Raw genomic sequence first — 15,255 nt, forward strand, 5'->3', positions numbered from 1 at the left:
AATCTGCGCCCATGAATACTTGCAATTTCTGGGATAAAGGACAAAAAATATTGAAGCGACATCAACATCAAAGATTTAATTCTCAGCTACCTCAAGTTATTTATACACCTGAAAGTCAGTTGAGACATCCCCTAGACTTACTCCGACAAATGTGGCGAGACTTGTTAGCTGCGCGTGAACTAGCTTGGCGGTTGATGGTGCGAGATATCAGCGCGCAATATCGACAGTCATTTTTAGGTATAGCTTGGGCTTTTTTACCACCAATTGTGATGGCTGTTAGTTTTACCCTTGCCAATCAAGCCAAAGTTATTAATGTTGGTGTCACAGATTTACCCTACCCAGCTTATGTGATGTTCAGCACTGCATTATGGCAGACTTTTGTCGAAGCTTTAAATGCTCCTGTGCAAGCGGTGACAGTCGCAAAACCGATGTTAGCCAGGGTGAATTTTCCACGGGAAGCATTAATTTTGGCAAAAATCGGGGAAGTATTTTTTAATTTTACCATCAAGCTGATTTTAATAGCAGGATTGTTTATTTGGTTTCGCATTCCTGTGAGTTGGACAGTAATTTTATCGCCAATACCATTAATTCATTTAGTTTTACTAGGAACATTTATTGGGATTTTATTAGCTCCTTTGGGAGTATTATATCAAGATATTTCCAAAGGTTTAACGTTGATTACAGGTTTTTGGTTGTTTCTTACGCCTGTAATTTATCCTGTCCCCACCGAGGGAACCTTTGGGTTATTAGTACGATGGAATCCGGTAACACCTTTATTAGTAACAGTGCGAGATTTAGCTACAACAGGTGTTGTTTCAGAACCTTTTGGTTTTTGGTTGGTGAGTGCAATTACTTTAGTAGGTTTACTCCTAACTTGGATTGCATTCCGTCTAGCTATGCCTTTTGTGGTTGAAAGAGTAAGTTCATAATTATGACTGAATTAATCGAGCCAAAAATTTTTGTCCCACTGGAAGATGCTGAAGTAGTGATTTCAGTTAATCATGTTTCTAAAAAATTTTGTCGAAATTTAAAGCAGTCTTTAGTTTATGGTGTGCAAGATATTGCTACCGAGTTATTAGGAGGTAATCGCAAAGGTGATACTTTGCGCCGCCAAGAGTTTTGGGCAATCAAAGATGTCAGCTTTCAACTAAGACGGGGAGAAGCTCTTGGTTTGGTGGGTTCAAATGGTGCTGGTAAAAGTACATTGCTGCGGATTATTAGTGGTTTAATTAAACCGGATACTGGCTGTGTCAAAGTCAGAGGTAGGGTAGCTCCATTAATTGCTTTAGGAGCAGGATTTAATCCTATTTTGACGGGGCGAGAAAATATTTATGCTAATATGGCAATTCTCGGTTTATCTACCCAGAAAATCAAAAATATATTTCAAGAAGTCATAGATTTTTCTGAAATTGGTAATGCTATTGATGCACCTGTACAAACTTATAGTTCTGGGATGGCCGCTAGACTGGGGTTTGCTTGTGCGGTTCATGTAGAACCAGATATTTTATTAATTGATGAAGTGCTAGCGGTAGGTGATATAAAATTTAAAATGAAGTGTCACAGGAAATTAGCACAACTGCGCGAAAAAGGCACAGCTTTTATTTTAGTTTCTCACAATTCCCATAGCATTCTTAATGTTTGTGAGTCATCAATTTATTTATCACAAGGTGAGTTGATTACATCTGGTGAAACAGAAACAGTAATTCGCAAATATGAGGAAGACTTGTGTTTAAGTGGCACTGAAATAGCTTTAGGAAGACTGGTTTTAACGGAAAAGCCAAAAGCTGAAAGTTTAGGCGTAGATATTACCTCTGTATTTTTTCGGGATGAGCAGGGTAATTTACTAGAAGCACCGCTTTCTGGTGAACCTGCTTATTTATGTGTGGAATGCAAATCTTACCAAAAAATTGAGCAAGCTAATTTAGGTTTATTAGTCACAGCTTTATCAGGAGAAAATGGACTGGTTCAGTATATAACCTCTAACTGCGATCGCGAGGATTTAACTATCCTCCCAGGAACATCAGAAATTAGCATGTATATGCCATACTGTTCCTTTGTTCCTGGTGTATATAGTGCCAAAATCTATATCAGAAGAAATGTACAAACTTTTGATGTAGTTGAATCTTTTAGATTTACTGTCAAGACTAATAAAACTATCAGTAAATGTTTATTTTATCAACCACGTAAATGGCAAGTAATTCATCAATAAAGGCAGGTATTGAACATGAGTCAGCCCCTACTTAGCATCATTATTCCTACTCACAACCGACCTCACCTAGTAAATTATGCTGTTAAAAGTGCGCTAGAGCAAACTATGGAGGATTTGGAAGTAATTGTAGTTGATGATGCTTCTACACAACCGATAGATTTACCCAGTCATCCTAAATTACGGATAATTCGCCTATCGCAGCCTCATGGTGGTGCGGGAACTCGGAACGTTGGATTAGAAGCCGCTTTCGGACGATGGGTAACATTTCTTGATGATGACGATCGCTTGTTGCCCCAGATGGCAGAGGTATCATTAGAGGGGTTATCGCAAACATCCTTACCTGCACCTGTGGCGGTAATCTCTGGTATAGAGACAGTTAACTCTCAAGGAGAAATCCTCAGTCAGCGTTTACCGCCACCAGTACGACTACGTGGCGCACATTTCTTTCTGGAAGAACTAGAACCCGGAAAATCTTACAATACCAAGCAAACCCTAGTAGTTGAACGTGAGGTACTGCAAAAAATTGGTGGTTGGGATAATGATATGCGATCGCGTGTCCACTCAGAACTTTTTTTAAGACTTAATCCTGCCTGTTCAATTATTGGTTTACCCATCGTTACCTACCATTTATATAACCACGAGGGGCTAAGAGTTTCACGCAATCCCATGCTTCGCCAAGAAAGCTTTTTACGTCTAGTGCATAAACATCAAGCACTTTTCCATGCCCATCGGCAAATGTTTGCTAAGTTTGTCTATGAACACGCTCGCAAATGTTACGAACTTGGTTTAAACCGTGAAGCTTTCTATAATTTATGTTGGGCTATGCAAATAGATCCACTACACATATTTCCTCTTGTTTCTGCTAGATTTTATCCAGCAAAAATAAAATTATTTTAATAATAACTTATACATAACCAGTCTTCATAAATTGGGCAATGCCGACAATGTAAAAATAATTTCTTGAAATCATATCAGCTTTTTAATATGAGTTTATTCGCAATGATAAACTGTATTGAATCTAACTTATTGATGACATCTAGTATCATATATGATTTGTAAATAATTTAAGACTTTTAAAAATTAAAAAATATTTTTGTTTATTTGATTTTCCAGTAAATATTATTAAATTAAGCGATGAAAATTATAGCTTTTATCTGTAATTTTGTCTATTAAGGATTATTGTATATGCCAAAAAAAGTTTCTGTAATTATACCTTGCTTCAATGCTGAAAAGTGGCTAAAAGAAGCAATTAATAGTTGCCTAGAGCAAACCTATTCCAATCTTGAAATTATTGTGATTGATGATGGCTCTACAGATAATTCTTTAGAGATTATCAAAAGCTATGGCGATAAAATTATTTGGCGGAGTTTGCCCCATCAAGGAGGTAATTATGCTCGCAATCGCGGTTTTGAGTTATCGCAAGGAGAATATATTCAATACTTAGATGCAGATGATTATATTTGGCCTGAAAAGATAAAAAGACAAGTCAGTTTTTTAGAAACTACAGACGCAGATGTTATTTATGGTGACTGGAGACACCAACGACATTTACCTAACGGTTCGAGTTTTTTAGACAAGAGAGAAATTTCTGGAACACAAGCAGATATTTTAGCGGCTTTACTAGCTAATTGGTGGGTGGCTTTGGCTGCTTTAATGTATAAGAGAAGCGCAGTAGAAAAAAGTGGGGGATGGGATGAAAAGTTAACCGCCGCACAGGATAGAGATTTTTTCCTTTCTGTTGTGATGGCTGGAGCTAAAGTTGTATATCAGCCTGGCTGTTATTCTGTCTACAGAAGATACGGCGCGGTAACAGTTTCAACTGGTTCTAAAAATCGTTGGTTAAAAAACCACCATCTAGTATTAAAAAAAGTAGAGCAACAACTGTTGCAGAAAAACCGACTTTCTCAAAGTTATCGTCAGGCTTTAGCCAAATCCTATTTTGAACTAGCGAGAGAAGCTTTATTTTTTGACTATAGCCAATACTTAATGTTTTTAGACGAGGCTTTGGTAATGTTTCCAGATTTCAAAGCTAATAGTAAGAGAATATTTTATAGGTTAGTGCAAGATATTTTAGGCTTTCGGCAGACTGAACGCATTGCTTGTAGTATCTTGTTCGCCAAAAAGTTTGTTACTGCTAGCCTGGCTTATCCAAAAGCAAAACTTGGCATGACATCATAAGGCTTTGCGTCAGCTTAATTAACTAGCGTCGGGGTTGATGGGGAACAGAAACAATAACTTATATCATGTCCGTTTGAATAGTTATCATATCTGTTGGGGTAGGGAACAGGGAACAGGGAACAGGGAACAAGAAAAGAGAAAAGATCAGCATCGAAAACTTATCATAAGTAATTAGCCGGACATGATATTACAGGCGATCGCTTAAAATTAAGGAACACCAAAAAATTAATTATCCAAATTGACTGTTAGTAGGGTGCGTCAGGATGAATATTTTCTGGGTATACCTGGGGTTGCTCGTACTGACGCACCCTACATTTTGAATATTTTTTGATCTGGAAGTCCTTTATCTGAGAACTAACTATCGTAAACAGATTGATTTTGCCCTTGGCTGTGGCAATGTGGATATAGGTACAGACTCACAATTCACATTGTAGGAAATAATCATGAGTAATCAACTTCCAGACTATAATCCCAGTGGCGTAGGTGAAGTCAATGGGAATCTATTAGGTTTACCCTTTGATTACGAGTCGGCAAACTTAATTGTGTTTGCTGTGCCTTGGGAAGTTACAGTTTCCTATGGTGCAGGTACAGCTAACGGCCCCCAGCGTATTCTTGATGCTTCTATTCAACTAGATTTATTCGACTTTGACAACCCCGATGGTTGGAAACAGGGAATTTATCTGGTAGAAATTCCTGAAGATATTTTAGAAAAAAACCATTACTATCGCAACTTAGCAGCACAAATTATTGAACGACTCGCACAAGGTAAAGCTTTAACAGATACACCAGATTTAACACCTGTTTTAACAGAAATTAATCAAGCTTCTCAACAGGTGAATGAATGGCTATTTACCCAAAGTCAGGCAGCAATGAACAAGGGTAAGCGAGTTGCAGTGATTGGTGGTGATCATAGTTCACCTTTGGGTTACTTTCAAGCTTTAGCCGCTAAATACCCTGACTTTGGCATTCTGCATATTGATGCACACGCAGATTTACGCGACGCTTATGAGGAATTTGAATTTTCTCATGCTTCCATCATGTTTAATGCCATGAAGATACCGCAAATTTCCAAATTGGTACAGGTAGGTTTGCGTGATATTTGTCAGGATGAAGTAGATATGATTAACCAATCAAATAATCGGATTGTGGCATATTATGACCCAGCCATTAAACAAAAGCTATATTCAGGAAGCACTTGGATGAATTTATGTGAAGAAATTATCAACCATTTACCCGAATATGTTTACATTAGCTTCGATGTAGACGGTTTAGATCCGAAACTTTGTCCAACAACGGGGACTCCTGTTCCTGGGGGATTGGAATTAGAACAAAGTTTTTATCTATTCCGAGAATTGGTGAATAGTGGCAGAAAAATCATTGGTTTTGATGTCTGCGAAGTTGGTGACGCTGAGTGGGATGGTAATGTTGGTGCGCGGATTGTTTACAAACTGGCGAATTTAATGGATTTGTCTCAGCGTCAGCAGTAGGAGGTTGGGGGAGTGGGGAGTGGAGAGGATGAGGGGGATGAGAGAGAATTTTGATAGTATGCCCAATGCCCATGTATTGCTTATTACCACCGTTAATGTCATTAATAGATTGATAACAAGTTACAAGATTTTCTGAGGCAATTTTTAGATAAGGGTGAAGGGAAGATAATGAGCCAAATGTTTCAAGAACAAGAGCTTTTAATTGCGATCGCAGTTAGACAGCAAAACCCGACAATTTTAACCGCAGATTTCCTTAAATATACTGGCATCATTCCTAGTGACTGGGAATTGGCTAAACCACCTGTGATGACTAACAATGCGGCTCAAGTAGTTTTCCAAAATGGTGTAAGTGTTATTGCTGAGGTAAATAGAATTATTTTTGCTGAAGCTATTGCTAACAAAGAACCTCAAGACGTACAAGCCCCCGCCATAGCACACAAATATATTGAGACAGTCAAACAGGTAAATTACCAAGGTATTGGGATTAACTTACGCGGCTTTGTACTAGGCGAGTCAAACAATCAAAGCGGACGTAACTACATTTTTAACCAGCTACTGCAACCCGGCGCATGGCAAAATTTTGGTTCGGCTCCTATGCAAGCTTCGATGCGGTTTGTCTACACTCTGGATGAAACACAGCTTTTTCTAGAGGTGAATGAGGCTCAGTTGCAATATCCAGATCAAACAACTAAGCCAGCCGTGCTATTCTCTGCTAATTTTAGCCGAGCGATCGCTCAAGAACAACCTACAGAACGTTTAGCTGCTATCAGTGCAGTCATTGACGAGTGGCAAACCGATTTAGCAACATTAAAGTCACTTGTTGATACCAAGTTCTTTAATGCCGAAGGTTATGCTATCAATACAGCTGCCACTGACACAATTCAGTTTCCCTCAATGGTAGCAGAATAATTTCATGTGACTCAACAATGCACAATTGCTTAACACTTAATTTAGCAATTGTGCATTAAATTTTTCTATCTCAACTTTTATCGGAATTGCAGTGATTTAGGATGCTTGAGGATTTATTTTGCCGTTGACTATGGCAATGTGGATATAGAACGCTATCACATCCAACTCAGGAAATACTCATGAATCGCTCAAAAGTAGTAGCAATTATTACAGGTGCAATTTCTATCTTGCTAGCTGTTGCTTATCTAATTATCGTCCAAATCCTAGATTACCGGGATATGCAACCTGCTCCTATCAGCCACCTACAGCAATTATCCACTGTGCTGGCTTGTATAAATTTATTTTAATTTCAAAAACATACTAAAATCTACTTGTAGGCTGATTCAAATTACAGTAGATTTTGATAAGATATTATGTTTCACCTAGTTACTCACGCAACATCTCGGTGAGATTCAACCATAGACTATAGTCTATGGTTAAAATAAGATATTCATATATATAAGAATTACTTACAGTAAATATCGTTGATTTATTTTGTTTAATAATTCCTTTTTGGGAAATATGAAGGTAAGCTAAATTATAAGAATATTAAGCAAACATAAATTTACTTTATCTACAATACTTAGCTTGACTGGGAGCAAAGTTAAGTTTGCCCCCAGAGTAGCTAATTTTTGCTACAAATCCAGAGGTTAATTTCATGGCTCAGTTTCTACTAGAGACTGTTTGGCTAGTCCCGTGCTATGCCTTAATAGGTGGGCTTTTGGCTATTCCTTGGTCGCCGGGCATTATTCGCAAAACCGGGCCAAGGCCAGCAGGTTATGTCAATATATTAATGACATTTTTGGCGTTGCTTCATAGTGCCATTGCCTTACAAGCGACCTGGAATCATCCACCGCAAGAAGTATTTATTCCGTGGTTATCCACCGCAGGTTTAAACCTCACTATTACTTTAGAAATATCTTCAGTGAGTGTGGGGGCGATGCTAGTAGTCACTGGCTTAAATTTCCTCGCGCAAATTTTCGCCGTAGGCTACATGGAAATGGATTGGGGCTGGGGACGCTTCTATTCTTTGTTGGGATTATTTGAAGCGGGATTATGCGCTTTAGCCTTGTGTAACAATCTGTTTTTCAGCTATGTAATTTTGGAAATCCTGACGTTAGGAACTTATCTGCTAGTTGGCTTATGGTTTAGTCAACCTTTGGTAGTCACTGGTGCCAGAGATGCTTTCTTAACCAAGCGGGTAGGCGACCTATTTTTACTGATGGGAGTCTTGGGATTATGGACTCTTTCAGGAACTTGGGATTATACAGAATTAGCCGCATGGGCGGCTACAGCTAAGGTTGATCCGACTGTGATCACATTAGTAGGTTTAGCATTAGTAGCTGGGCCGATGGGTAAATGCGCTCAGTTTCCTTTGCATCTGTGGTTAGATGAGGCGATGGAAGGGCCGATTCCTAGCACAATTTTGCGGAACTCGGTAGTAGTTGCTAGTGGTGCGTGGATACTAATTAAACTACAACCTGTATTAAGTCTGTCGCCTGTAGTTTCGTCGTTTATTGTCGCCATTGGTGCAGTTACCGCATTAGGTGGTTCTTTAATTGCGATCGCCCAAATTGACGTTAAACGCTGCTTATCTTATTCTGTCAGTGCTTACATGGGCTTAGTGTTCATTGCTGTAGGCGCACAACAAGACGAAGCTGCATTATTGTTGGTACTCACCCATGCTTTAGCATCAGCTATCTTAGTGATGAGTGTGGGCGGAATTATCTGGAACAGCGTCACTCAAGACGTAACCCAATTAGGTGGACTGTGGTCACGTCGTCCCATTTCAGGAATATCCTATATAGTTGGGATTCTAGGCTTAATTGGTCTACCACCTTTAGGTAGCTTTTGGGCATTACTCAAATTAGCCGATGGACTCTGGGAAAATCATCCTGGTTTAGTGGGAATTATCATTGCTGTGAATGCCTTAACCGCCTTTAGTTTAACCAGAGAGTTTGGTTTAATTTTTGGTGGTAAAGCTAAACAAATGACCGAGCGATCGCCTGAAGTTCTGTGGCTGATGGTGTTGCCAATGGTAATATTATTAGGCTTTATCCTCCATCTACCTTTGGTATTACAAAGCTTATCACTACTACCCAGTTGGGCAGAACTCAATAAAGATGTTGCCCTCTTACTAATTTGGTCAAGTATTTTTGGTTGCAGCATTAGCGCAGTCATTTATCTGGGCAATATTCCCAAACCAGTACGTCTACCTTGGAAACCCTTACAAGACTTATTGGCTTACGACTTTTACACCCCCAGACTCTATCGCATGACAATTATTTCCGGCGTTGATCAACTCTCCAAATTCGCTGATATGATTGACCGCTTCGTGGTAGATGGTATCGTCAACTTTGTGGGTTTGTTTTCGCTGTTAGGTGGCGAAGGTTTGAAATACAGCACCAACGGACAAACTCAATTTTATGCCTTAACTGTTCTCCTAGGCGTAGGTGTTTTAGGCGCATGGATAACTTGGCCATTCTGGGGAGTCCAGTTTTTAAGTCTGATTTACTAGCACGGGAATTTAGAACAGGTGGGTATTTACCCACCTGAAAACCCAAAGAAAAACTTAGATTGATACACAACAAACTTCCTGGGTTTTCTTATTTTGAATTTTGAATTTTGAATTTTGAATTGTTATGCTCAGTGCTTTAATTTGGATACCAATTCTGAGTGCTATAGTTATCGGGTTTTTACCTGGTAAAGTCGTCCCAGCTAGTCGAATTCGATTAGTATCTTTAACTATAGCCGGCGTAGTCTTACTGTGGAATTTGTTTATTCTGCTGAAATTCGACATCAGCAACCCAGGAATGCAATTTCAAGAGTATATACCTTGGAATGATACCTTGGGTTTAAATTATCAACTAGGAGTTGACGGCTTATCAATTTTGATGTTGGTTCTCAATAGCCTCCTCACCTGGATTGCAATTTACAGCAGCAGTAAAGAAACGGAACGCCCCAGACTGTTTTACTCACTAATTTTATTAGTTAGTGGTGGCGTTGCTGGAGCATTCTTAGCCGAGAACTTGTTATTATTCTTCTTGTTTTACGAGCTAGAATTAATCCCCTTTTATTTATTAATTTCCATTTGGGGAGGGGAAAAACGGGCTTATGCTGGTATCAAGTTCCTGATTTATACTGCGGTTTCCGGTGCTTTGATTTTAGCAACCTTCTTAGGCATGGTATTTTTAACTGGTGCTAGCAGTTTTGCCTTTGATGCGGTATCTACTCAAACTATTTCCGCCGGGTTGCAATTCGTGCTTCTAGCAGGAATTATCTTAGGCTTTGGGATTAAAATTCCCCTCGTTCCCTTCCATACATGGCTACCGGATGCTTACGTTGAAGCTTCCGCACCCATTGCGATTTTGTTGGGTGGTGTGTTAGCAAAGTTGGGAACTTATGGACTGTTGCGGTTTGGTATGGGGATGTTTCCCCAAGCTTGGAGTGTAGTTGCACCAACCTTAGCAATTTGGGGGGCAATTAGTGCGATTTATGGGGCAGTAATTGCGATCGCCCAAAAAGATATCAAGCGCATGGTAGCATATAGCTCTATCGGTCACATGGGCTATGTATTACTCGCTAGTGCTTCCAGCACAGCTTTAGCCTTGGTGGGTGCTGTCTCCCAAATGTTCAGCCACGGCTTGATTTTAGCAATTCTTTTCCACCTAGTAGGCGTTGTGGAAGCCAAAGTTGGAACTCGTGAATTAGACAAACTCAACGGTTTGATGAGTCCCATTCGCGGTTTACCCTTAATTAGTGCCTTACTGGTTCTCAGTGGGATGGCGAGTGCAGGTATTCCCGGTTTAACTGGATTTATCGCTGAATTTATCGTCTTTCAGGGTAGTTTCTCTGTCTTCCCCTTGCCAACACTGTTATGTGTAGCCTCAAGCGGTTTAACAGCCGTGTATTTCGTTATTCTCCTCAACCGTACCTGCTTTGGCAAGTTGGATAATAACTTAGCCTACTACCCTAGAGTTTTATGGGCGGAAAAAATACCCGCCTTAGTTTTGGCATCTCTAATTATCTTTTTAGGTGTACAACCAACTTGGTTAGTGCGTTGGAGTGAACCTACAACTACCGCAATGGTAGCCGCAGTTCCGCCATTAGAGAAAACTACAGTTTCCCAAGTAGCTTTGAAGTAAGTGGTAGGTGTGTAGGGGACATTTCTACCCAAGAATTCTTTAATTTTGAATTTTGAATTTTGAATTTTGAATTTTGAATTGATTTGTCCCCAAATTATTAAATTTAATTGACAAAAATATATGGTACAAACTCCAGACAAACCGATTACTAAAATTCCGCCGTCACAGCATGAATTTGCTGACATTATTCATCGCCTAGAAGCTGGCGGTTCGATGTTGCCAGATACGCCGGAAAATTTAATGCAAATTATCGGTATTTATAAAGCCTATGCTGTACCGATGGATTTTTACTGGCGTGATTTGCTGTATATTGCTGAACAGGTATTTTTAAACCCGTTTCCCGCTTTTAAATACTTCATTTCACAAGAGTATTTAGACAGACATAATCATTACGCTGGTGATGATGCTGATTTAAGAATTTGGCGCGGTGAAGCGACAGCACACCCGGAACTGTTGGCATTTATGGAGAAGGGTGAAACCTTCAAAATGCCAAAGATATTGCATCACTTACTGCACGATCGCATTAACATGGAGTTTGCTGAGGCTTGTATGCAAGCAATGCTTTGGCATCGTCACATGTACGCGCCAGTCAATCAATTTGACGCTTACCTCGACTCAGAAGAATATAAAGCTAACGCTGATAGGGCAATTAAAGCTTATTTTCAAGGCAACCCGGTGATGCTGGGACTTTACAAACTGTTCCCGGATATGTTTTTGGAACAGTGCCGCCAAATGTCATACTACGCTAACCTGGGTCTGTTCTGGGAAGTCATGGCTCCGGTATTCTTTGAAATGTCGGATATCTATGATGAAGGTGGGTTTAAAGGTGTCCCCGATGCGATGAACTTTTTAATCAATGGGATATTTGCGATCGCAGGTCGTCCGATTTACCATCATGTCTATATTCGTGGGGAATGCTACGAAATTATCCCCAAATCTAAAGGCTTCACTTGGTTATACGAAGCTGCATTACCCTATGTAGAAGCAGTCTTTTATCGCACTGCACCATTCCGAGGCACAAAATCTTATAATGCTCAAGCTGGCCAAGTACCTGCTGATCAAAAAGACTTCCATTATGGCATTCTCTACGCCGATGTGTTTCCTGTAGGAACTGCGGGAATTCCACCCACATTATTAATGCAAGATATGTTGCATTTCTTACCTCAATATCTTTTAGATTACTATAAACAATATTGTCGAGGTGAGGAAGATATGTTGATTCAGTTGGGGATTACTTTCCAACGGTCAATGTATAATGTGACATCGGCAGTAATTCAGGCGTTGCGAACTGCCCTTTTATATCCTTTAGATGATCCGAATCCTAAACATTTGCAAGCCAACCGCGAGTTTTTTGAAGCACAGTTAAGTCGCTTTACTCGCCCTGAGTATGGTATGCGGAATGCTGCCCGTCTGCGAAATATTCAGAGTCCAGATTATCGATAATCTTCTCTGAAGATGTTTGGGAAATCATTAAGCATACTAGAAACCCCTCACCAAACCTCTCCCCTGGAAATGTAGAGACTAGCCATGCTTAGTCTCTACAACCCCCCTTACCTTGTAGGGAAGGGGGGTTGGGGGGTTAGGTTTGAGAGACTTTGCTGTTAATAAAAATACTTTTCAAATATCATCTCAGCCTCCCTAACATTAAAAAAATGTTATACCCCAATCCCTGACTTCTCAAAGAAGTCGGGGATTTATGGCATCATCGTTTTATATTAAATAATGTTGAGCTACTAAAAATTATGTTCAGCGAATTAAAACAATACATTAACACAAATTTCAACATTTCCACCAATGATAAATTATTAACTCTATCGAGAATATTTGTCTGGAGTGTATGGTTAATTTACATTGGTTATTTATTATTAAGTGATTTACCTCCAGGTTTATCACTATTAAATATTACATCCCAAACATTAGCAGAAATATTAAATTTAAGCTGGAATTTTTGGTTAATCCTGCCAATCATATCTCCTAGTGAAGCACCTGTTAACCATCCAGCTTTAGAGGGATTATTTAACATTGTGGTGACTTGGGGACTATTATTTTGGGGTTTTGTGATTGATGGACGTAATCAACGATTTTCTATAGTTACATTCTTAATTGGTACAGCTTTTCTTACTAACTTATTTTTTCTACCTTGGTTGGGATTACGACAACCGAATTCTGAAAAACCTACAAATTCTTTAACGTTTATCGAAAAAATAGGCGAAAGCCGGACTTTACCGACGATTTTAGCTGTGGTTTTTGTCGTTTCGTTAGTTTGGGCAGGATTTGCACGTCCTGAGTATGGTGATTTGACAACACGTTGGCAAGCTTTATTAGAATTATTGTTTAGTGATAGGCTAGCATATTCATTTCTGATAGATATGTTAGTATTTTGGTTCTTTCAGTCGTGGCTAGTTAAAGATGATATGAAACGTCGCCAATGGCATAACGAAAAAGTGCTATGGTTAGTGCGCTTTGTACCTTTTTGGGGACTGATTATATATTTTTGGAAACGTCCTTCACTTTTCAACTAATTAGACAACCTTGTAGAGACGTTACATGCAAAGTCTCTACAAGGTTTTAAGTAAGTAGGCTTAATTAATTGTTAGATAGTGGAACAGGCTTCTAGCCTGTTGACGGGCTGTCAGCCCATCCCACATTTTATATTTCATTGCAACCAGCTACTTAATACTTGCTTTTGTGATTCATCTATATGAAAATTGCTGTAATTTCTCAATACTCAGGGGTTACAATACATACAATGGGCTGGATCAGCAAACTCTCTACCATCAGGAAATTGTCTTTCTTCTCTAAAATTACATTTTTTACACTGATAAATAACTGTATGCGTGAGTGTGGTTGGTGTATAGCAGAGTTCACAGGGTAATCCTTGTATTCTTTCCGTGATATCAAATCCTGGTGTCTGACATTTCGGACAACAACTGCTGATTTTATTGAGTAAGTTACGAGTGGCTTTTTCGATATTTTTCATGCGGGTTGGGTTGTAATGCGCCCGCATATCTGTTTCTAGCTTTACTTTACCATCTGGTGATTTTTCTAAGGCAAATTTTACAGCCTCTACTAACTTTTGTTCTGTGGTAATACCTTTGATAATTTCTATATCTTGATGTTCTGATTCCCCACACCAAACGACTAACCCATGTTCAGGAAATCCAATTTTATCAGCAAATTCATAAGCTTCATCTAAATTACTAACCACTTGATGATTAAAGTTAGTTTCTATAGAAAATTCTTGCCCAATAATTTCGATATCGTTGACTTTATCTAATAAAATGACTATTTCTCTATTAGATTGAATATAGGGAACTAATGGATGCGGTGCAAAACTGCCTTCGCTGGCGATCGCTAAATTTTCTCCGGTGATTTCTAAGGCTTTCTCTGCTTTTAATCTAGCAGCAGCGATTTGAGTACCAGGGCGTTTTACTTCTCTGGTAAATGTGCCGAAAACATCTGTATTAAACTTCTGGGGGACTATAACTTTAAGACCTAATTCCTGTGATAAAAGCGGAGAAATTACCCTTTCTTTCTGGTGCATTGTCGCAATTACAGCCGTGCGATCGCGAAATAATTCCTGATATGTCATTATCAGTTAACCTCCTTTGCTCATCCCAAAATATAAACAAGTATTTTGTTCGTAGTAAGGACTTTAGTCCTTAAGAAAGGGCTAGAGCCGCTTACTACGAACCTTTATTGAGACTGGATATTTCTTATCCTCAAATCAAGCATTGCCTGAAAGTAAAGGAATATTTTCGGCTAAAGGATCGGTGACAATTACACCTTGTTTCTCTGACCAAAATTTACTTAAAAAATGGATTTGTCTCAAACCGACAATTAAATTTAAACCAGGAACAAATAGCCACCAAACTATAAGCGGTGGTTTCATCCCGGCTTGGCGATATAATTCATTAACTGTCTGATATAACTTGAACTGAACTATATAAATCCAGACAACACCTAACAAAGAAACCCACCCAAACCATCCTGGTACATCTGGATCAAAGATTCGCAAAGCTTGGGGAATTACTACCCCAAACACAAACGGTGCTAAACATAGCGTACCAGACCAACCAAACCCGTTATAACGACGTAGTTCTTCTTGAATAATCCATTTATACCAGCCGTAGTAGAGCATACCAGTTACTACAGACAGAAAAATCACTTGCCACAGGGGACGGGGTTTACCCAAAGATGTACCGGACATATTTACGCCTGAGATATCATACATATTTTTGTAACATTTCTTAATGTAGAATATCTCAGGCAATCTTGTCTAATTTTC

Annotated in this window: 13 protein-coding genes; 11 read left to right on the forward strand and 2 right to left on the reverse strand. The window is 39.2% G+C overall.

All coding sequences use genetic code 11. The features are described 5' to 3' along the window. Positions 1-11 precede the first annotated feature (11 nt). From A3775_RS21225 to A3775_RS21275, 11 genes are all read left to right on the forward strand, one after another. Complete coding sequence (locus tag A3775_RS21225) at positions 12-929, forward strand: ABC transporter permease (protein ID WP_082803816.1); 918 nt, start codon at positions 12-14, stop codon at positions 927-929. A 2-nt stretch (positions 930-931) separates the two neighbouring features. Next, positions 932-2,209: an ABC transporter ATP-binding protein gene (locus A3775_RS21230; protein ID WP_066426659.1), complete on the forward strand. Its 1,278-nt coding sequence runs from the start codon at positions 932-934 to the stop codon at positions 2,207-2,209. Between the two features lie 15 nt (positions 2,210-2,224). Next, positions 2,225-3,106: a glycosyltransferase gene (locus tag A3775_RS21235; RefSeq protein ID WP_066382737.1), complete on the forward strand. Its 882-nt coding sequence runs from the start codon at positions 2,225-2,227 to the stop codon at positions 3,104-3,106. 288 nt (positions 3,107-3,394) lie between these two features. Next, the gene (locus A3775_RS21240) at positions 3,395-4,387 is read left to right on the forward strand and encodes a glycosyltransferase (RefSeq protein WP_066382735.1); all 993 of its coding nucleotides are present in this window, start codon (positions 3,395-3,397) and stop codon (positions 4,385-4,387) included. Between the two features lie 443 nt (positions 4,388-4,830). Then, complete coding sequence (speB, locus tag A3775_RS21245) at positions 4,831-5,874, forward strand: agmatinase SpeB (RefSeq protein WP_066382733.1); 1,044 nt, start codon at positions 4,831-4,833, stop codon at positions 5,872-5,874. A 168-nt stretch (positions 5,875-6,042) separates the two neighbouring features. Further along, complete coding sequence (locus tag A3775_RS21250) at positions 6,043-6,783, forward strand: hypothetical protein (protein ID WP_066382728.1); 741 nt, start codon at positions 6,043-6,045, stop codon at positions 6,781-6,783. Positions 6,784-6,962: 179 nt separating this feature from the next. Next, positions 6,963-7,130, forward strand: coding sequence for a hypothetical protein (locus tag A3775_RS21255; RefSeq protein ID WP_066382727.1), 168 nt, complete (start codon positions 6,963-6,965; stop codon positions 7,128-7,130). Between the two features lie 350 nt (positions 7,131-7,480). Next, complete coding sequence (locus A3775_RS21260) at positions 7,481-9,340, forward strand: NAD(P)H-quinone oxidoreductase subunit F (protein WP_066426660.1); 1,860 nt, start codon at positions 7,481-7,483, stop codon at positions 9,338-9,340. A 124-nt stretch (positions 9,341-9,464) separates the two neighbouring features. Then, positions 9,465-10,967 (forward strand): NADH-quinone oxidoreductase subunit M, encoded by a 1,503-nt coding sequence (locus A3775_RS21265; protein WP_066382724.1) that lies wholly within the window; start codon positions 9,465-9,467, stop codon positions 10,965-10,967. Positions 10,968-11,087: 120 nt separating this feature from the next. After that, positions 11,088-12,410, forward strand: coding sequence for a CO2 hydration protein (locus tag A3775_RS21270; RefSeq protein WP_066426662.1), 1,323 nt, complete (start codon positions 11,088-11,090; stop codon positions 12,408-12,410). A 299-nt stretch (positions 12,411-12,709) separates the two neighbouring features. Further along, a complete protein-coding gene (locus A3775_RS21275; RefSeq protein WP_197480209.1) occupies positions 12,710-13,489 on the forward strand; it encodes a hypothetical protein in 780 nt (259 codons plus the stop codon). Between the two features lie 206 nt (positions 13,490-13,695). Here the strand turns inward: A3775_RS21275 and A3775_RS21280 are convergent, their stop codons facing one another. Together A3775_RS21280 and A3775_RS21285 are read right to left on the reverse strand one after the other, a co-directional pair. Further along, positions 13,696-14,559, reverse strand: coding sequence for a DUF6671 family protein (locus tag A3775_RS21280; protein ID WP_066426665.1), 864 nt, complete (start codon positions 14,557-14,559; stop codon positions 13,696-13,698). 135 nt (positions 14,560-14,694) lie between these two features. Continuing rightward, the gene (locus A3775_RS21285) at positions 14,695-15,201 is read right to left on the reverse strand and encodes a hypothetical protein (RefSeq protein ID WP_231867049.1); all 507 of its coding nucleotides are present in this window, start codon (positions 15,199-15,201) and stop codon (positions 14,695-14,697) included. Positions 15,202-15,255: the final 54 nt, after the last annotated feature.

Origin of the sequence: Anabaena sp. 4-3, assembly GCF_001597745.1 — a bacterium.
Classification (GTDB): Bacteria; Cyanobacteriota; Cyanobacteriia; order Cyanobacteriales; family Nostocaceae; genus Trichormus.

What these genes read in the sequence shown, in the direction of transcription:
- A3775_RS21225 (WP_082803816.1), top strand. Translation starts at nt 12, where the DNA reads ATGAATACTTGCAATTTCTGGGATAAAGGACAAAAAATATTGAAGCGA.
- A3775_RS21230 (WP_066426659.1), top strand. Translation starts at nt 932, where the DNA reads ATGACTGAATTAATCGAGCCAAAAATTTTTGTCCCACTGGAAGATGCT.
- A3775_RS21235 (WP_066382737.1), top strand. Translation starts at nt 2,225, where the DNA reads ATGAGTCAGCCCCTACTTAGCATCATTATTCCTACTCACAACCGACCT.
- A3775_RS21240 (WP_066382735.1), top strand. Translation starts at nt 3,395, where the DNA reads ATGCCAAAAAAAGTTTCTGTAATTATACCTTGCTTCAATGCTGAAAAG.
- speB (WP_066382733.1), top strand. Translation starts at nt 4,831, where the DNA reads ATGAGTAATCAACTTCCAGACTATAATCCCAGTGGCGTAGGTGAAGTC.
- A3775_RS21250 (WP_066382728.1), top strand. Translation starts at nt 6,043, where the DNA reads ATGAGCCAAATGTTTCAAGAACAAGAGCTTTTAATTGCGATCGCAGTT.
- A3775_RS21255 (WP_066382727.1), top strand. Translation starts at nt 6,963, where the DNA reads ATGAATCGCTCAAAAGTAGTAGCAATTATTACAGGTGCAATTTCTATC.
- A3775_RS21260 (WP_066426660.1), top strand. Translation starts at nt 7,481, where the DNA reads ATGGCTCAGTTTCTACTAGAGACTGTTTGGCTAGTCCCGTGCTATGCC.
- A3775_RS21265 (WP_066382724.1), top strand. Translation starts at nt 9,465, where the DNA reads ATGCTCAGTGCTTTAATTTGGATACCAATTCTGAGTGCTATAGTTATC.
- A3775_RS21270 (WP_066426662.1), top strand. Translation starts at nt 11,088, where the DNA reads ATGGTACAAACTCCAGACAAACCGATTACTAAAATTCCGCCGTCACAG.
- A3775_RS21275 (WP_197480209.1), top strand. Translation starts at nt 12,710, where the DNA reads ATGTTCAGCGAATTAAAACAATACATTAACACAAATTTCAACATTTCC.
- A3775_RS21280 (WP_066426665.1), bottom strand. Translation starts at nt 14,559, where the DNA reads ATGACATATCAGGAATTATTTCGCGATCGCACGGCTGTAATTGCGACA.
- A3775_RS21285 (WP_231867049.1), bottom strand. Translation starts at nt 15,201, where the DNA reads ATGTATGATATCTCAGGCGTAAATATGTCCGGTACATCTTTGGGTAAA.